This window comes from Sporosarcina sp. FSL K6-5500 (assembly GCF_038005665.1).
Lineage (GTDB): Bacteria > Bacillota > Bacilli > Bacillales_A > Planococcaceae > Sporosarcina > Sporosarcina psychrophila.
Genome location: NZ_JBBOTP010000001.1, coordinates 2,806,909 through 2,823,922, shown reverse-complemented (window position 1 = coordinate 2,823,922; position 17,014 = coordinate 2,806,909). Strand labels below are relative to the sequence as shown.

Annotated in this window: 19 protein-coding genes; 10 read left to right on the top strand and 9 right to left on the bottom strand. The window is 39.7% G+C overall.

Annotated elements, in window-relative coordinates:
• Nucleotides 1–95: 95 nt before the first annotated feature.
• Nucleotides 96–281: a gamma-type small acid-soluble spore protein gene (locus tag MKX62_RS13600; protein WP_338653252.1), complete on the bottom strand. Its 186-nt coding sequence runs from the start codon at nt 279–281 to the stop codon at nt 96–98.
• 348 nt (nt 282–629) lie between these two features.
• Here MKX62_RS13600 and MKX62_RS13595 point away from each other — a divergent pair, with 348 nt between their 5' ends.
• Together MKX62_RS13595 and MKX62_RS13590 are read left to right on the top strand one after the other, a co-directional pair.
• Nucleotides 630–953 carry a PadR family transcriptional regulator gene (locus MKX62_RS13595; protein ID WP_067206684.1) on the top strand — a complete coding sequence of 108 codons (324 nt, stop codon included), beginning with the start codon at nt 630–632 and terminating at the stop codon, nt 951–953.
• Nucleotides 946–1,974: a DUF4097 family beta strand repeat-containing protein gene (locus tag MKX62_RS13590; protein WP_340741632.1), complete on the top strand. Its 1,029-nt coding sequence runs from the start codon at nt 946–948 to the stop codon at nt 1,972–1,974. Before MKX62_RS13595 ends, MKX62_RS13590 begins: the two co-directional genes overlap by 8 nt.
• 898 nt (nt 1,975–2,872) lie before the next feature.
• Here MKX62_RS13590 and MKX62_RS13585 read toward each other — a convergent pair.
• Complete coding sequence (locus MKX62_RS13585; protein ID WP_340741631.1) at nt 2,873–3,376, bottom strand: DinB family protein; 504 nt, start codon at nt 3,374–3,376, stop codon at nt 2,873–2,875.
• A 234-nt stretch (nt 3,377–3,610) separates the two neighbouring features.
• Here MKX62_RS13585 and MKX62_RS13580 point away from each other — a divergent pair, with 234 nt between their 5' ends.
• A complete protein-coding gene (locus MKX62_RS13580; protein WP_340741630.1) occupies nt 3,611–4,936 on the top strand; it encodes a M20/M25/M40 family metallo-hydrolase in 1,326 nt (441 codons plus the stop codon).
• A 60-nt stretch (nt 4,937–4,996) separates the two neighbouring features.
• Nucleotides 4,997–5,443, top strand: coding sequence for a YaiI/YqxD family protein (locus MKX62_RS13575; protein WP_067206672.1), 447 nt, complete (start codon nt 4,997–4,999; stop codon nt 5,441–5,443).
• Nucleotides 5,444–5,523: 80 nt separating this feature from the next.
• On the opposite strand, the gene MKX62_RS13570 is transcribed toward MKX62_RS13575, so the two are convergent.
• Both MKX62_RS13570 and MKX62_RS13565 read right to left on the bottom strand, forming a co-directional pair.
• Complete coding sequence (locus tag MKX62_RS13570) at nt 5,524–5,661, bottom strand: hypothetical protein (protein WP_187046973.1); 138 nt, start codon at nt 5,659–5,661, stop codon at nt 5,524–5,526.
• Between the two features lie 67 nt (nt 5,662–5,728).
• Nucleotides 5,729–5,875, bottom strand: a complete 147-nt coding sequence (locus MKX62_RS13565; RefSeq protein ID WP_187046972.1) for a hypothetical protein — start codon at nt 5,873–5,875, stop codon at nt 5,729–5,731.
• Between the two features lie 1,122 nt (nt 5,876–6,997).
• Between MKX62_RS13565 and MKX62_RS13560 the strand changes: the two genes are divergently transcribed.
• Nucleotides 6,998–7,453: a GNAT family N-acetyltransferase gene (locus MKX62_RS13560; RefSeq protein ID WP_067206669.1), complete on the top strand. Its 456-nt coding sequence runs from the start codon at nt 6,998–7,000 to the stop codon at nt 7,451–7,453.
• A gap of 367 nt (nt 7,454–7,820) precedes the next feature.
• Here MKX62_RS13560 and MKX62_RS13555 read toward each other — a convergent pair whose 3' ends face one another.
• Entirely contained in the window at nt 7,821–8,825 is a 1,005-nt protein-coding gene (locus MKX62_RS13555; protein WP_340741629.1) for an LLM class flavin-dependent oxidoreductase, read from the bottom strand.
• Nucleotides 8,826–8,957: 132 nt separating this feature from the next.
• Between MKX62_RS13555 and MKX62_RS13550 the strand changes: the two genes are divergently transcribed.
• Nucleotides 8,958–10,037: a type III polyketide synthase gene (locus tag MKX62_RS13550; protein ID WP_340741628.1), complete on the top strand. Its 1,080-nt coding sequence runs from the start codon at nt 8,958–8,960 to the stop codon at nt 10,035–10,037.
• Between the two features lie 12 nt (nt 10,038–10,049).
• Nucleotides 10,050–10,580, top strand: a complete 531-nt coding sequence (locus tag MKX62_RS13545) for an isoprenylcysteine carboxyl methyltransferase family protein (protein ID WP_340741627.1) — start codon at nt 10,050–10,052, stop codon at nt 10,578–10,580.
• Between the two features lie 537 nt (nt 10,581–11,117).
• Here MKX62_RS13545 and MKX62_RS13540 read toward each other — a convergent pair.
• From MKX62_RS13540 to nhaC, 4 genes are all read right to left on the bottom strand, one after another.
• Complete coding sequence (locus MKX62_RS13540) at nt 11,118–11,372, bottom strand: GlsB/YeaQ/YmgE family stress response membrane protein (protein WP_067206657.1); 255 nt, start codon at nt 11,370–11,372, stop codon at nt 11,118–11,120.
• Nucleotides 11,373–11,703: 331 nt separating this feature from the next.
• Nucleotides 11,704–12,114: an NUDIX hydrolase gene (locus MKX62_RS13535; protein WP_067206654.1), complete on the bottom strand. Its 411-nt coding sequence runs from the start codon at nt 12,112–12,114 to the stop codon at nt 11,704–11,706.
• Nucleotides 12,115–12,161: 47 nt separating this feature from the next.
• The gene (locus MKX62_RS13530; protein ID WP_067206651.1) at nt 12,162–12,527 is read right to left on the bottom strand and encodes a hypothetical protein; all 366 of its coding nucleotides are present in this window, start codon (nt 12,525–12,527) and stop codon (nt 12,162–12,164) included.
• A 426-nt stretch (nt 12,528–12,953) separates the two neighbouring features.
• On the bottom strand, nt 12,954–14,351 hold the full coding sequence (gene nhaC, locus MKX62_RS13525) for a Na+/H+ antiporter NhaC (RefSeq protein WP_067206648.1): 1,398 nt from the start codon (nt 14,349–14,351) through the stop codon (nt 12,954–12,956).
• Between the two features lie 745 nt (nt 14,352–15,096).
• Here nhaC and MKX62_RS13520 point away from each other — a divergent pair.
• Genes MKX62_RS13520 through MKX62_RS13510 form a run of 3 tightly spaced genes read left to right on the top strand, consistent with a single transcriptional unit; the run spans nt 15,097 to nt 16,999 of the window.
• A complete protein-coding gene (locus tag MKX62_RS13520) occupies nt 15,097–15,468 on the top strand; it encodes a GntR family transcriptional regulator (protein ID WP_067206645.1) in 372 nt (123 codons plus the stop codon).
• Nucleotides 15,469–15,482: 14 nt separating this feature from the next.
• The gene (locus tag MKX62_RS13515) at nt 15,483–16,172 is read left to right on the top strand and encodes an ABC transporter ATP-binding protein (protein WP_340741626.1); all 690 of its coding nucleotides are present in this window, start codon (nt 15,483–15,485) and stop codon (nt 16,170–16,172) included.
• Nucleotides 16,169–16,999 (top strand): hypothetical protein, encoded by an 831-nt coding sequence (locus MKX62_RS13510; protein ID WP_187046965.1) that lies wholly within the window; start codon nt 16,169–16,171, stop codon nt 16,997–16,999. The genes MKX62_RS13515 and MKX62_RS13510 overlap by 4 nt, the downstream gene beginning before the upstream one ends.
• Nucleotides 17,000–17,014: the final 15 nt, after the last annotated feature.

The following is a 17,014-nucleotide window of genomic DNA, read 5'->3' as shown; positions in this document are numbered from 1 at the left end:
AAACAAGAAAATCTCCCCTTAAGTTGAAGTTATTTCATCTAAAAAAATGCCAAGTATCCACACCATTAAAAACGGTTCGGTTACCTGGCATCTTTTTACAGATTTTTCTTTTTTACCTCTTCCATATTAGTATCACTATAAATTGCGGTTCCAGTTCCACCCGTTTTGGCAAGTATTTCTTTCACCTCATTATACGTTAGACCAGATTCTTCATTTTGTCGTTTAACCTCCATAATGTCCGTACCCGCTTCTGTAAATTTCTTTTGACTATTACTTTTCATTTGAGAACCTCCAATTATTTTGTCCCCTTATAGTTCCCCAATGAAAGATTTTCACGCAGGCTCTTCCTGCCAACTATGAAATCATTGTCAAATGCCAGGAATATCACCGTTACTTGCCTTCCTCATAAATGCTCACAATTTTTCCAATTGAGGCAATTCGGATTTACACATTAGTTTGGCTAACACTCAAAATTATGTGCGGAAATTGTGTGGGTATGAAAAGTACTTGTATAAATGACAAATCCAGTACCTTGCAATGAATAATACTATATGATATATTGTTGTCAACAAGTACTTTGTATGAGATAGTACTGTCCATTGAACTATAGTGAAAGGAGTGTAATCAAAGTGAATGTACAATTCAAAAAAGGTGTGTTGAATTTATGCGTGCTTGTTCTTCTTGATAAGCAAGATCGCTATGGCTATGAGCTTGTGCAAAAGATTTCCGATCAGATTTCCATTTCCGAAGGTTCTGTTTATCCCCTGCTACGTCGGTTAACGAAAGAAGGTTATTTCACGACCTATTTGCAGGAATCAACGGAAGGTCCTCCCCGTAAGTACTACACATTGACGGATGCTGGCCGAGAATATCTTCATGAACAGTTAAACGAATGGAAAAGTTTCACGGATGGCGTCAATACATTAATCGAGGAGGGTGTAAGGAATGACTGAAAACCAATTTATAGTTGAACTTGAAACTGCATTGAACCAACTGCCTGCTGAGGAACGGAATGAAATTATTCAAGATATCCAAGAATACTTCTCGAATGGCCGTGAGGATGGAAAAACAGAAAACGACATCGCCACCTCCCTAGGCTCTCCTACGAAAATTGCTGAAGAATTACTTGAGTCGTCTTCATTTGTGGAAAGTAAAGCGGAAATCGTGTCAACGAATGAAATCATTACAATCCAAGATAACCTGTTTTTGAATGTCGATATCAACGTCCAGCATGGCGCACTATTTGTCAGTCCATCTGACAGTTTGATGACGACCGTTGAATTGATTGGTTCTAATGAAAAATTGAAACTAACTGCGGAAGTCGTTGGCGATACATTGTTCATCAGGCTTAAAAGTTTACGCCACTGGTTACTCATGTTCAATTTCAATATGAAAGCGGTGACCCTTAACGTGATTATTCCAATGAAGCTGTATCAATCGATTGCGATGAAGACAGATAATGGACGGATTTCTGCTGAGAAAATACTCTGCAAAAAAGTCAGTGTAAATACCGACAATGGAAAAATCCAATTAAAAGAGATTGCTGCCACTTCGTTGACAGCTGAAACGGATAATGGACGAATTGAAATCGATAAGGTGCAGATCGATCATTTACGAGCGAAAACGGATAACGGGCGAATTGAAATGCGTCATGTCGATGCGGACAGCATTGCAGCTGAGTCTGATAATGGTAGAATCGAGCTCGAACATGTCACGGGTTCCATTGTTGGCAGTACTGATAATGGCCGTATTACACTTCAGACGGACAGCCTTGATCGAAATATTGATTTTCAAACTGATAACGGAAGCATTGTTATTCAATCAACTAGCAAGCCAACAAATGTCTCCATTCATACGAAAACGGGCCATGGTAAAGTCGATGTATTTGGCGAACGCAATTCACGGACGGTCATCGGCACTGGTGAACATACGATTCGTTTGAAGTCGGATAATGGACGGATTACGGTCGGGTGACCATGGATATGATTGGTTGGTGATGGTTTATATTCGCTCGGTGAACTGATGTGGTCGGTGGCAATGGTTTATGATCGCTTTGCTTACTGATTTGCTCGGGAGCGATGACATATGATCGCTTTGCTTACTGATTTGCTCGGGAGCGATGACATATGATCGCTTTGCTTACTGATTTGCTCGGGGGCAATGGGATATGATCCTTTAGCTTACGGATATGCTCGGGAGCAATGGGATATGATCCTTTAGCTTACGGATATGCTCGGGGGCAATGGGATATGATCCTTTAGCTTACGGATATGCTCGGGAGCAATGGCATATGATCGTTTTGCTTACTGATTTGCTCGAGAGCAATGGCATATGATCGTTTTGCTTACGGATATGCTCGAGAGCTAATGGCATATGATCGTTTTGCTTACGGATATGCTCGAGAGCAATGGCATATGATCGTTTTGCTTACGGATAAGCTCGGGAGGTAATGGCATATGATCGTTTTGCTTACGGATATGCTCGGGAGCAATGGCATATGATCGTTTTGCTTACGGATATGCTCGGGAGCAATGGCATATGATCGTTTTGCTTACGGATATGCTCGGGAGCAATGGGATATGATCGTTTTGCTTACGGATATGCTCAGGGGCAACGGCATATGATCGTTTTGCGTACTGATATGCTCGGGAGCAATGGCATATGATCGTTTTGCTTACGGATATGCTCGGGAGCAATGGTATGTAATCGCTTTGCTTACTGATATGCTCGGGAGTAATGGTATATGATCGTTTTGCTTACGGATATGCTCGGTCTACAACCCTATATGCTCGTTTTCCATGTTAACTAGTTAATCTCAAATAAAAAAAGCTGAGGACACCGATTTCCAGGTGTCCTCAGCTTTTTCATGTCTTTACACGACCGGTGCTTCTCCACCAAATGCTGCCCACTCTTCGCGAGATGGTCCGTAGACGCCCGGCACAGGCAAGCCGGATTGTCTCATAAGTACGGTCATTTGACCGCGGTGATGCGTTTGGTGCGCGGTTAATATACCAAGCACAGTTCCGATCGCCCATTGCTCCCCGTACATCTCTTTTAATTCAGCTAACGATTCATCAGTCCACTGTTCTTTGATTGCCGCAACCATTGCTTCATTTGTTGAACGGTAAGCCCCAGCAATTTCAACAGCCGATGTTGGTACAGCTGCATCGTGAGGATTTGCTTCGAAATCAAGGCCTGTCCTTGACATCATCTCGCCAAGCGTTGTAACGATATGCCATGCGATTCGGCCAAGGGTACGGTCTTCGGCTGACACTTCTTGATCAAGAGACTTATCAGTTAATGTGTTTAGGATTTTCTGTGTCGATTCACTTTCATGGCCCCAGTTAATAAGAAACTCTTCGATTGTTTTAAACATATATATCCCTCCAAATTTTTCTTTACTCTATAAACCTTTTCGTCACCTGTCGTAATTTCCCCTTCATTATCATAAAAATAGAGGACATGGGCATTCTCCTGCTATTTATAGAACTCGCCGTTTCACTTCCTCTAGTAGCGTTGCTTGCCTGGCTTTGTGAATCCATCCCTGTCACGATTTTAATGTAACTGTATCGTCATGGTATAATTTCCATAATTAGAATGGAGGAATCTTATGACCCGTAAAAAAATGCTGTTCCCATTCCTATTACTAATTTCTATCCTAATGACAGCTTGTTCAGCTAGTTCATCTGGCGTGGAAGGTCCTGAATTTGATAAAGCACAAACTGAATTTATCCAGGAATTAAGCGTTGAAAAGATTTTTTCCTCATTAAGTGAATTAACGAAAAACCCTCGAGTAGCTGGCACAAGCTCGGAAATGCAGGCAGCTGCTTTTTTGACTGCTCAATTGAAGTCGGAAGGATATGAAGTCGAAGTTCAACCATTTGATTTCGAAAGGTACGTCATACCAGAGTCGCATGGCCTAGTTGTCGAAGACTTTCCGGGCCCACTCTCTCCTGCCCCATTTCAATATTCAGTTGACGGTAATGTCGACGGTCAATTGATCGATGCAGGATATGGCTTGAAAAAGGATTACAAAAAAATTGATGTAAAAGGAAAAATTGCGCTTGTCGCTGTTGATAAAACTGCTTTTTATGAACTGGTTTTATTCGCTTCAGAGGCAGGTGCTAAGGCTATTCTTCTCTATTTCCCTGATGAACTGGAAATTGATAACTGGACGCTTGGTAGAGAGCATTTCAAAGACTTCATCCCCGCTCTAGCTCTTACTTATGATGAAGGAACGAAGCTTGTTGAATTTGTGAAAAACGGTACCCCGGTCAGCGCGGCTGTTAAAATTAAAGGAGCCCGTATTGACAAGGCTGCATCACAAAATTTGATTGCCACTAAGCATCCCACTTCCGAAGCGGATGATGACATCATACTAATTGGTGCCCATTATGATTCCGTCGACAAAGCACCCGGTGCGAGTGACAATGCAAGCGGTACAGCAGTTGTCCTTGAACTGGCAAGGATGTTCAAAACGATTCCAACAAATAAAGAAATTCGATTCCTATTTTTTGGTGCTGAAGAAGAAGGATTACACGGTTCAGAAAAGTATGTAAGTACTTTGACGAAAGATGAAATCAAGCGCTCTGCCGCCATGTTCAACTTGGATATGGTTGGCAGTGCCGACGCTGGAGATTTAGCCATACAAACGATAGATGGTTCAGACAATGTAGTTACAAAAGTCGCAAGTAAAGCGAACGAAGCACTAAATGGTGACCCAATCGAGACCGACTTCGGTGATAGAAGCGATCACACACCTTTTCATAATGCAGGAATCGACGCAGCCTTGTTCATTTATGATCCTGTGGAAGAGTGGTATCATACGCCAGAGGACACAATTGAAAAGTTAAGTAAGGCCCGTCTTGTTAACGTCGCCAAAATTGTTGGTACATCGATTTTTGAACTAACCTTTTCAGGTACAACCAAAGAATAATACAAAACGAGTTCTTTATTCATAAAATCTGGCATACTAAAGATAAAGGGAGGCTGCTTTATGACGACAATTCTAATCGACGCGGATGCGTGTCCGGTTGTGAAAGAAACGATCCGAATAGCGGGGACCTTCGGATTTCGCTGCATCCTTATCTGCGATACGACCCACGAAATGCATCGAGATGGTGCAGAGACTATTATCGTCTCTAAGGGGGCGGATGCAGTTGATTTTGTTCTTGTAAATCGTGTACAGAAAGATGATATTGTCGTTACACAAGATTACGGTTTGGCCGCGATGGTGCTTGCAAAAAAAGGGCATCCAATTGACCAAAACGGGCGACTTTATACGGAAGACAATATTGACCAGCTGTTATATGCTCGCCATACCGCCCAGAAAGTTCGAATGGCTGGCGGACGATTACGCGGACCAAAAAAGCGTTCAAAAGAGAGTGATTTGAAGTTCGAAGAAAGTTTAAAAAAGTTGTGTACGGAACTTGTAGATAAGTAAGAAAAAACCAGTAAGCATCTTATGAAAAATAGAAAGAGAGCCCAAACCATAATCGGTTGGGCTCTTTTTTGTCAGTATCGTTATTTTTTGTCCCTTATTTCTTCTAAAAGATCTATTACTCGATTGTTTTGCGTTTCAATGGTCTTTAAACTTTTCTCAATTGTGTTTGAAGAAAAAAACACAATCAGTACAAGAGCCACTCCAATAATCAATTCCAATGCTTTTCCCCCATAAAATAGCTCTTTTCATTATGAATATTTTCTAGTTTAAAGCATCGTCGGCATTCTATACTTTTTTCCTCATTTCATCACGTATTTCTTTCAGGTATTCATTCCTTTGTTTCGCGGACTTTATAATAGCAACAACTGCATAAATACCAAATCCTAGAATACCTAAATACAGTAAGAAAGGTATAATTCCTAAAATAGACAATAAACTAACCCCCTTTATTAATCGTATCTCCCTCCACTCTACCACAATTATCCATAACGGTAAGACGTATATATGCAATATGTTTTCATTTTCGCCTTGATAAGAGCAATAGTATATAGTCGGTGCTTAACAAATAGAATGTTCTTCCAACACCGCCTTGTTCGTTATACGGGCGAGGTATATCACCCATTTAACCCCAAATAAGTAGTGCCGAATACACATGTGTTGATTAACCAAAAACAACCAGTAAATAACTGAATCCAACACTAGGCGATTCGTGTGCAATTACTTTTGGGTCGCTTTAGATTGAACGACCTCTATAGGATTACCGAGATGTCTTGAAGTGTAGGAATGGTGCTTATTCATCCGTCGCTCTCCAAATGTATACGTACACAAAGTGCTAAAACTTTTCGGAACGAAAGAATAGCGGAACTTTTTATCTGGATAATAGCCGCCAAAGATACAATTTTGACGGCTGAAGTCTTCTCCATAGTCTTGTCTTTTTTAGTTAAGGAAGAGTCACTTTCTTATAGTACATCGCATGATAAGACGCGTAATCTTTACTAAAAGTAAGCAAGGAACACCTTGTACAAAGTACTTGAGTGCCCGAAATTGTATCTTCGGGCACTTACAACCTTTATAAAAAGTCATCTATTCTTTTTTTAAAAAACAGCTATATTTTTTACTTGAACGTTGTAGGAATGCGACAGGCAACTATTCGTAACGGGATGACCGAAACAAGTGTGGCTAGGAATGACGAAGTCATTTCTAGCCACACTTGCCACTCGGTAAAGAGGTCATGAATAGTTCGCCGAAAGCGGACCGGAAATGATCCAGTGAAAATAGAGTTTTTCAAGTCTTTCTTACCTGCTCTTTATGCAAGGTAATGGTTAATCAACAGACGTGTGCTGAATATATAGTAGAGGAAAAAAGAAATTTATGACAATTAATATGATATAATCAAAATGCTCACAAATTATCTGATAATTAGTAGGGAGAAATAGTAAGAGGAGGCGTTCATTATGACAAACAAAATCACTTTTATTACTGACGACTACAAGGGGATAGCGACTAATTAACAAATTGGTTTAGTGTTTCCCCGAATTTTGAAAGGGGAAAATTATGAGTACAGAGAATGTGAAAATTGTAGAACTAAATGCAGAAAACTGGTATGACTGTTGTGAATTAGAGGTATCAAAAGAACAACAAGAATATATTGAGCCAAATGCAATATCAATAGCTCAATCAAAGTTTGAACTTACGTTAAAGCCATATGCTATTTATGCTGAAGAAAGAGTAGTTGGTTTTTTGATGTACAATTCTGTTCAAGAGGAACTTGATGGTTATTGGGTATATAGAATAATGGTGGATAAGCAATTCCAAGGCAAAGGTATAGGTAAAGCCGCTACTAAACTAATGATATCAGAAATGGCTATATCGCTAAATGCAATAAAAATTGTAGTAGGTTATCATCCAAATAACTTGGGAGCTCATAATTTGTACTCTAGTTTGGGATTTATTGATGATGGTGATAGGTTCGGTAAAGAAATGGCTGTTATCAAATATATAATCAATTAATAAACCAATAAGTATCTTAAATTCCGTCCTAATCGATGTTTCAATTGAAGATAGAAAGAGTATGTTTCGAATAATTCCTTTCAAAACATGCTCTTTCTTTTTGTTTACTTTTAAATTTCTTTCCTTACTTTTATCAAATCAGTTTCACTATTCTTGTCAGATCTAACGGGCTATTTTATACAGTTCCTTAGATTTCAAAAAAACAAAATAAGAGCACCGCCAAAAGGCAGTGCTCGTCTATGCTGGTATCTTAAATTGAAATACATTGCTCTCCCTGAATGAAATCCAGCAGCCTATCGACAAGCTTTTTTCATCGTTCTGTCATCTTTTGTACAAGTTATGCGTACGTTGAAGGGTAGACAATCGTTCAGACTAACATTTCCTTAGCAATCAATTCATAGGATTTCAGCTTATCTTGGAAATCGTAAGCAATCATGACAAGCATCACTTCATCCGCATTATATTCTTCTGCAATTTTTTCAATCTCAGCACGGACCTTTTTTGGCGTACCGACAATCATCCGTTTGCGATTTTCGATAACCCGTTGCTGTTCATAATGACTATATGGATAAGTAAGCGCTTTGTCGGGTGAAGGAGTTCCAACTGAGGGCATTCCCTGTTCAAGCATGACCATGGACAAATCAAGTGAAGAGACAATTCGCTCCGCTTCTTCTTCCGTTTCTGCACAGGCGAAGAAGACAGCAACTGCCTGCTTTGGCCTTTGCAAATATGCAGAAGGTTGGAATCTTTTGCGATAGTGATTCGCGTAAGAAGGGCCTCCTTCTCCGTTGATGAACTGTGCAAACATATACGGTAACCCTTTTTCTGCTGCGAGAAGTGCGGAACTTTGGCTTGATCCCAACATCCAAACTGGTGGTGCTTCTTCAATGATGGGCGTTGCTTTCAAGCCTTGATATATGTGCTCTGCTGGCATTGTGTCATTCAAATACATGAGCAAGTCATCCACTTGTCCAGGGAATTTATTGACATCTCGGTAGTTCCCGTCATGCAGTGCATATGTCGCACGCGGCATTCCACCCGGTGCGCGGCCAACCCCAGCATCAATCCGTCCTGGAAAAAGTGCTTCAAGAAGTTTGAAGTTCTCAGCTACTTTATAAGCCGAGTAATGAGGCAACATTACACCACCTGACCCTAAACGGATTGAAGACGTAACAGATGCAAGATGTGAGATGAGTATTTCAGGTGATGACCCAGCAAGCGTCGTTGCGTCATGGTGTTCAGAAACCCAGAACCTTGTATAACCCCATTCCTCAGCTTTTTTTGCAAGTTGTGCTGTGTGTTTTAGCGATTCCACGGCGTTACTGCCTTCGGAAATCGGCGATTGGTCTAAAATGCTTAATTTTATGGACATAAAAGCCCCCCTATCATCATTCCCTCCATTTTACATGAAGTTCCCTATTTACATGGTGGGCATGCTCAATATCAATGTTTGATAAAGTCATATTAAGGCAATGAGTACTATTAATGAAGCTGGAGGTAGCCTATGCCAAAAATTCTTTCTGTTAGTACTTTTAAACCGCCTCATGAAGTGAAACAGCAACAAGCAGTTGAGTTAACCCGATCACTTTTTAGTGAGAAATATAATGATATTGAAAGGCTTTTAAAAGTCTTTCAAAATGGCGACATCGAAACGCGGAATGTCTGTATGCCCATTGAATGGTATGGAAAAGAGCATGACTTTGAAGAGCGCAATAATTTATACATTCAACATACTGTCGATTTCGGTGTACAAGCTGTGCTGTCATGTCTCAAAGGGGATGGCATGCTTGATGAACCGATTGAACCGTCAATGATTGACGCCATTTACTTCATCTCAAGCAGTGGGATTTCAACACCAAGCATTGAAGCACGTATTATGAATCGGCTTCCTTTTCGGGATGATACAAAACGTGTTCCTATTTGGGGGCTTGGTTGTGCTGGAGGAGCCGCTGGAATCAGCAGGGCGTATGAGTATTGCCTTGCCTTTCCGGAAGCAAATGTCCTTGTACTCTCTGCTGAATTATGCAGTTTGACGTTTCAGAAAGACGATTATTCAAAAAGTAATCTAGTAGGTGTCTCACTATTTTCTGATGGGATTGCTTGCGCATTGGTTTCTGGGGATAAATCTTCGGTGAAGGTCAAAAAAGCGATGCCCAAGGTTATTGCAACCACGTCAAAACTGATGCCTGATTCTGAAAATGTTATGGGCTGGGATGTGAAAAACACTGGACTGTATGTTGTTTTCTCAAAAAGCATTCCAGCTATCATAACAAATTGGCTCGGACCTTTCGTCCATGAATTCCTCGGTGATCATGGGCTAACAAAAGACGATATCTCACACTTCGTCGCACATCCTGGTGGAAAAAAAATACTTGAAGCATATGAAACAGCCCTAGGATTTGATCAAAACAAAACGGATATTTCGCGTGATGTATTGCGTCACAATGGGAATATGTCGTCCCCTACTATCCTTTACGTGTTAGAGAAGTTCATGGAAAGTGAACCTGCTGCCGGTGAGTATGGACTAATGGCTGCACTCGGCCCTGGATTTTGTGGTGAACTGCTGTTATTGAAATGGGAATGAGGTGTTTTGCAGATGCTATTTGCCATTGTCATTTCAATCGTTATCTTACAGCGGCTTGTTGAACTTGTTGTTGCGAAACGCAATGAGCAATGGATGCGCAGCCAAGGGGCTTTCGAAGCGGGTGCCGCCCACTACCCCATTATGGTTGCCATGCATATAGCCTTTTTCATTTCCCTTCTTGCAGAAGTCATTCTGCTCGACAAGTCACTGTCATCAATATGGATTATACTTCTCGTCATTTTTCTAACGGCGCAAGTAGCACGGATCTGGTGCCTTACTTCGCTCGGGAAGTTCTGGAATACAAAAATCATCATCTTACCAGGTGCAGACGTTGTACAGAAAGGCCCGTATAAGTGGGTGCGCCATCCGAATTATGTAATTGTGACGACTGAGCTCTTGGTGCTTCCCCTCATGTTTGGTGCTTATTTAACAGCAATCATTTTCACATTGCTGAATGTTTGGATGTTATCCGTGCGGATTCCCGCAGAAGAGAAAGCATTGAAGGATGCGACGAATTATAGAGAGAAGTTTTCGCTGGAATAATATATTTGGCACTACTTATTAGAATTAACTAGGCGGTATACCTCACCCGTATAACGAACAAATCTAGCGAAGGAGCGACACTAATGATAGACAGCCCAATATCGCCGCATCCTGCAGGCACCGGAGCAATATAGACCAAGGAGGGATGCAGTTCATCCCTTTCTGACGGGCTTATTGCGTGAGGCCATCACCAAGCGACAAAGCGGTGTTGGAAGAACACTCTAATTGTTAAGTGTCGACTATATAATTAACAAATACATTCGATACCTACTTTTCTAAAGAACAAAAGCGCAAGTGCCTGTTCAGGGGCGACAGGCATAAGACGGGCTGGCGAAGCGGCGTTCTTTGCCGCACAGCCGGACCGACTTATGACCCGAGCCTCTAGGCGCTGGAGTCTGGACGTAAAATCTCTATGTTGCAGCTTATCCACAGTACGTGATCTTATGATTTTCTAAGCTACGATTAAAAAACGCTGAGCTTAACTAGTCAGCGTTTTCTTATTTCCTTGCCATCAAATAACTTTCAATCATGAAGAGATTAATATCTCCTACGCATGGATTTCATAACGAAACTAACAACAATCACTATGATAAGTGCTCCGACAATGGCAGGTACAATGTAAAAATCAGCTAATTTCGGACCCCAATTCCCTAGCAACCTACTTCCAATCCATGCACCAATGATACCAGCAATCACATTTCCTACGAGTCCACCCGGCATATCTTTACCTGCGACTAACCCTGCAAACCAACCGATGATTCCCCCAATAATTAAATATAATAACAGTCCCATACATTACATCCCCTTGTTATTTATTTTTAGTATATGAATTAATTATGATAACGGTAAAAATCCATTTTTTTAATCAACTAGAATGTTTATAAAGCCTATAGAATACTTAGAAATTGCCCTGAATAATTGAAGAGACAAATGACATGTCGTTACTCCTCCCCATATTCATCAGTTTCTTTTCCTTACTAAAATGAAAAAGTTCAAATTTCGTATTCTCTATAAACTAATACGCTTAATAATTCTTGAATATACCTTTTCTCCATAACTCTTGCCACTCCATTTCACCATCGACTAATCCCATATTCTATTCTATCTTCTAGCATCCCTCCCATTACACTTGAATTGTATAAGCCGAAGATGATTTAAGCATTCTTTCTACTCCGCCAGGATGATAAGGCATAAAGCCATTCGCTGTCGGCAAATCTACCCACTTTATTTCTAAAATTTCTTCTTCGTCTTGAATCGAGCATTCCCCGGATACGATCGTTGCTTTAAATGTTAGAAATAAAGCGTGATGCCCTTTTGCATTAAAAAATGCTTCATTCACCGCCACGATACGGTCAACTTCAATTGTCAAACCTGTTTCTTCTTGGGCTTCACGAATAATTGCCAGCTCTAACGTTTCCCCATCTTCAACGTCACCGCCGGGAAGAGACCACCCGCTACCTTTGTTATTGACCATCAGTACTTTTTGCTCATCTTCTTTATAAATAAGTGCATAGACAACATTTACTCTTTTCATTTCTGACTTCCCCCCAATGTCCATTAACTACAACAGAATCCCCAAAACTACCCTTCATACATGCCTATATAGGGTATTTCCTTACCGTCTACTATTACAATATATGCGGGCGTATCCGTTTTATATATCTTTGTTCCAACAGGTAATTTATTAGATGTACCACTTTTAAAGTTCCATGCTTTGTCCGTCTTTTTTGTTATTTCTCCCACTTGCTCACCCAATTCATAGGATAATTCTTTTAGCCATTCTAGATCTCGAGCCTTCGAGTAGACGATACTATCTAAAACAAAAATATCCGCATCACTACTTCCAAGAAAATCTTTCGGCGTGGGATTTCCTTTATAAGCTTCTTGACAGCCTGATACTACCAATAGAAGGAAAGTTATAAAGAGTACTAATCGACCCATTTTCATGAATATAACTGCCCCCCTTATTCAAAAGTCTTATAAGTCAACATGCAAAAAGCGAGTGATATGACAGGCAGAAAACCGAAAACAGGCCCAAGTGTAAATGAAACCCCGCCATTAACATAGCGACTAGTCCGAAGCGGTTTCGTATTGATATTCTATCTAAATACGCTTTATCAGCCTCTGAAATACCTTCATCGTCTTATGAAAATCTCTTTATAAACTCCATGCATTTTTTTATAAAGCCTCATAATTCATATGCCCTAAAATACAACATAACCTCCTATATTCGCCACAATATGGAACAACCCTACTACTTATACGTTGTTCATGCACAAATGGTTCCATAATCTACAAATAATAGGCTTTTGAATGTTTTATTAATTTCCAAAAGCGAAGGAGCACTCCCTAACAGGTGTGCTCCTTCGCTTTTTACACTTTTACCTTTTCATCAGTCAGATACGTCAATGTTTTCCCAGTAAACCCAAACAGAACTGTTAATATCGGAGACAACAGGCAAAAGAATGCGAATGGCAAATAGTCTACTGTTGCGACACCCAACACACCTGTAATGAAAATACCGCAAACGCTCCACGGTACTAACGGATTGACAACCGTGCCCGCATCTTCCATCACTCTACTCAAGTTCTTATTCGCTAACCCTACTTTTTCATATTGTGATTGGAAAGCTTGCCCTGTCAATAATATCGACAAATACTGTTCACCAATCAACACATTAATCCCAATCGCCGTTAACGCAGACGCTGCAATGACAGAGGAAACTTTCTTCAAAAGACTTTCAATTTTCCCGAGTAGACATTGGACAATTCCTAGTGTAAATAACAATCCCCCCATACTAAGTGCCAACAACACCAAACCAATTGTAAACATCATACTTTGCATGCCACCACGAGTAAGTAATTCGTCAATGTCTTTGATTCCTGTCGTTGAAACAAAGCCTTCGAATAAAATCTTAAACACTTCTGGAGCACTGAAACTCTGATGGAAATAGGAAATGATAATCGCACTGATGGAACTTAACGCCAATGTCATTAACGCCGGGACTTTCATTATCGTCAGAACAAAGAGAACAACAAGAGGAATCACCGTATACCAGTGAATCATCCCTGTTTCCAACAAGCCATCTTGGAAATAGGCAATTTTATCAACATCGCTTAATGTGACACTTGGTGATAATAAAGCGAAGATAATCAGCGATAAAATAAATGCCGGGATTGTCGTCCAACCCATATTTCGAATATGTTCAAACAAATTGACGTCAACAATGGATGAGGCCAGATTTGTCGTATCCGACAGGGGTGACATCTTATCTCCAAAAAATGCTCCGGAAACAATTGCACCCGCCGCTATAGGCAGTGACAAATCGAGCATAGTCGCCATCCCAATAAATGCTACCCCTACTGTTGCTACCGTCGTCAACGAACTACCGATTGAAACACCAACAATTGCAGTAACAACAAAAACAATTGCAAAGAAAAATGACGGTGTAATTAGATTAAACCCGGTATAGATTAGCGTCGGTATCGTCCCACTCATGATCCAACTACTAACTAAAATACCAATGAAGAAAAACAGGAATACTGCACTCATACCCGCTCCTGCTCCTTCGACCAGGCCACCTTCAAGTTTGCGGTACGAAACCTTTTTGAGCAGACCATAGCAAATTAATAGTAATATTGAAAACAAAATTGGCAAATGTGGAACTGCACCAAACTGAACAATACTAACACTAATTATCGTTACAATTGCTGCTATAAGTGTTATCGCCTCTAGAAATGTGGGTGAAATAACTTCCTTTATTCGAAACATGATGAAATCCTCCTCGATGGTTTAAAACTGTGTATTATTTTTGGATACAAAAAAGCCCCTTCAATCCCTTGGAAAGGGACGAAGAAGCTCTCCGCGTTACCACCCTAATTGATGAACCAGTTCTGGACTGGCCATCCACTTCATTAGTTGTTGAGAAAATCGGATGGCGTACTTCATACATATTGCTGCCTGAATTCACACCTACCATTCAGTCTCTTGCTGCTGCTCACAATATGATTACTGGACCATCTCTCAAATATATTCAATTTTAATGATTATCTTTTGTACAAAAGTAATTGATTTGAATCTTATCACGTTTAGCGGGCATGTCAAGGAGTTTCGCAAAAAGATTAAGTGTTGCACGTTTCTCGAAATTCAGATAACAACCAACGTCTAACGCAATTTAGAACTCAATAAGAACCCTCGAATAAGAAGAAATGGATATTCTTGGTTGACAGTAAAAGTGTATTAAGGATATAATACAAATTGTAATGTGTATCAACCAATTAATACACATTGTTTGTAGGGCAGGTGAATGTATTACGTGGCATTTCTTTGCGATTACTGTATAAATGCTTTAATACATAATATTGCTTTTCTAGACGCATTCTTTTATCGCAAAAGTATTAGACACTTAATACAGTCATCGTAACTAGTGTTTCGTCCATTAATTTTGCCAACACTGTATTACCCCCTTAGTACAGGTTAGGCGTAAAACCATTATGTTTTTTTAGGAGTTGGGTTTATGGATATAAAGTTTAATAATCGTGATCCTGTTTATGTGCAAGTGATTCGGCAATTTAAAGAACAAATTGCAACAGGTTACTTTGAACCGGGTCAGGAGATTCCATCGAGAAGGGAACTCGCTAATCAGCTGAAAATTAATCCAAATACGGCGCAGCGAGCGTATAAAGAAATGGAGGAACAAGGGTTGATTTTTACGGAGGGGAATTTGCCAAGTCGCATTACGAGGGATGCGCAGATGCTCAAAATAGTAAGAGAAGAATTGATTTTAGAAGCTGTAGATACGTTTGTTCATTCGGTTCGATCCATCAATGTTCCTGTACACGAGGCTTTGGATTTAGTGAAGAATACGTATGAAAGGGAAAATAATTAAATGGGGGGATCTTTGTGATTGAAATAAAAAATATAACAAAAAAGTTCGGCAGGAAAAAAGTATTAAATGGCGTTTCTTTTACTGCTGAAAAAGGGAAAATCACTTGTCTAATTGGCATTAATGGTGTTGGGAAAACAACAATTATGAAAGCGATTATGGCTTTAACCCCCATTAATGGAGGTAAAATCCTCATTGATGGTGAAAAAATTCATAAAGGGAGTTATGAAAAAATCACCTTTATACCAGATACAATAACGATGTTACCGCAAATGCGAATACGGGACGCCTTTGTATTTATGACTGATTTTTACAACTGTTGGAATCAGGAACGTGCCACTGAACTGCTCCAGTTTTTCAAACTAAACGAAACGGATCGTATTTCTGAACTCTCAAAAGGCAATTCCGCAAAAGTGAACCTTATACTTGGTTTGGCAATGGATGTCGATTATGTCTTAATGGACGAACCATTTTCAGGAATTGATATATTTAGCCGTGAGCAAATTGCCAATGTATTTACGAGTCATTTAATTGAAAATCGTGGCGTTATTATCACAACACATGAAATTAATGATATCGAACATTTAATTGATAAAGTTGTTTTACTAGATGACGGCGTAGTTTTAAAAGAATTCGATACAGAAGAAGTAAGAGAAAAAGAGGGGACATCGGTAATCGATGTAATGAGAGAGGTGTATCAAGCATGAATCGTTATTTGAAGTTAGTCAATTTCGAAGTCAATAGATTTTTAAAGCTTTACCTCGTTTTACTTGGCATTACGATTCTTTCGCAAATCATTGGGGTGATTGTTCAATCACGGGCCTATTTAAATCGGGCAAATGAATTAATGTATAAGGATTTAATGACGAAGGACCAGTTTATCGAACAATATGGGAATATCTCTTTCTATAATTTTACTCAGGCAGCTTGGTTTCTGCTCCCCATTATGCTTTGTGTTGTAGTATTAATAATCTATGTCTTTTTTATTTGGTATCGTGATTGGCTTGGAAAAAATACATTTAGTTATCGTTTACTCATGTTGCCAACAGCACGCATTACTATTTATTTTGCAAAGGCTACAACGATTTTACTCTTCGTTTTAGGTCTTGTTGCATTACAACTAGTATTATTGCCAGTTGAAAGTCAAGTTTTACAGTGGGTGGTACCAAGTGAGTTTCGTACCGATCTTTCGATTTATGAAATTACTAACCTCCACAATTTAAGCGTATTTTTGCCAAGCATTTTTATAGAGTTTGTTCTTTATTATGCTGGTGGAATGCTAGCGGTGTGTATTGTTTTTACGGCGATTTTGTTTGAACGTTCTTTCCGTATTAAAGGGATTATTTATGGCGTTCTCTATTGTGTTGCTTCCCTTTTAATCTTCTTTGCACCCCTATTCGTTAATGAGTTCATCTTAAGTAATTATTTTTATCCAATAGAACTATTTTTCCTGGAACTAGTAGCAGGTCTTCTCGTTTTAGCTTGCGCCATTTGGATAGGTAATTTTCTACTAAAGAATAAAATAAGAGTTTGATGGGAGGTTACATAA

Coding starts and splice junctions, on each gene's coding strand:
- MKX62_RS13600 (WP_338653252.1), bottom strand. CDS start 281: ATGAAAAGTAATAGTCAAAAGAAATTTACAGAAGCGGGTACGGACATT.
- MKX62_RS13590 (WP_340741632.1), top strand. CDS start 946: ATGACTGAAAACCAATTTATAGTTGAACTTGAAACTGCATTGAACCAA.
- MKX62_RS13585 (WP_340741631.1), bottom strand. CDS start 3,376: ATGTTTAAAACAATCGAAGAGTTTCTTATTAACTGGGGCCATGAAAGT.
- MKX62_RS13580 (WP_340741630.1), top strand. CDS start 3,611: ATGACCCGTAAAAAAATGCTGTTCCCATTCCTATTACTAATTTCTATC.
- MKX62_RS13575 (WP_067206672.1), top strand. CDS start 4,997: ATGACGACAATTCTAATCGACGCGGATGCGTGTCCGGTTGTGAAAGAA.
- MKX62_RS13560 (WP_067206669.1), top strand. CDS start 6,998: ATGAGTACAGAGAATGTGAAAATTGTAGAACTAAATGCAGAAAACTGG.
- MKX62_RS13555 (WP_340741629.1), bottom strand. CDS start 8,825: ATGTCCATAAAATTAAGCATTTTAGACCAATCGCCGATTTCCGAAGGC.
- MKX62_RS13550 (WP_340741628.1), top strand. CDS start 8,958: ATGCCAAAAATTCTTTCTGTTAGTACTTTTAAACCGCCTCATGAAGTG.
- MKX62_RS13545 (WP_340741627.1), top strand. CDS start 10,050: ATGCTATTTGCCATTGTCATTTCAATCGTTATCTTACAGCGGCTTGTT.
- MKX62_RS13540 (WP_067206657.1), bottom strand. CDS start 11,372: ATGGGACTGTTATTATATTTAATTATTGGGGGAATCATCGGTTGGTTT.
- MKX62_RS13535 (WP_067206654.1), bottom strand. CDS start 12,114: ATGAAAAGAGTAAATGTTGTCTATGCACTTATTTATAAAGAAGATGAG.
- MKX62_RS13530 (WP_067206651.1), bottom strand. CDS start 12,527: ATGAAAATGGGTCGATTAGTACTCTTTATAACTTTCCTTCTATTGGTA.
- nhaC (WP_067206648.1), bottom strand. CDS start 14,351: ATGTTTCGAATAAAGGAAGTTATTTCACCCACATTTCTAGAGGCGATA.
- MKX62_RS13520 (WP_067206645.1), top strand. CDS start 15,097: ATGGATATAAAGTTTAATAATCGTGATCCTGTTTATGTGCAAGTGATT.
- MKX62_RS13510 (WP_187046965.1), top strand. CDS start 16,169: ATGAATCGTTATTTGAAGTTAGTCAATTTCGAAGTCAATAGATTTTTA.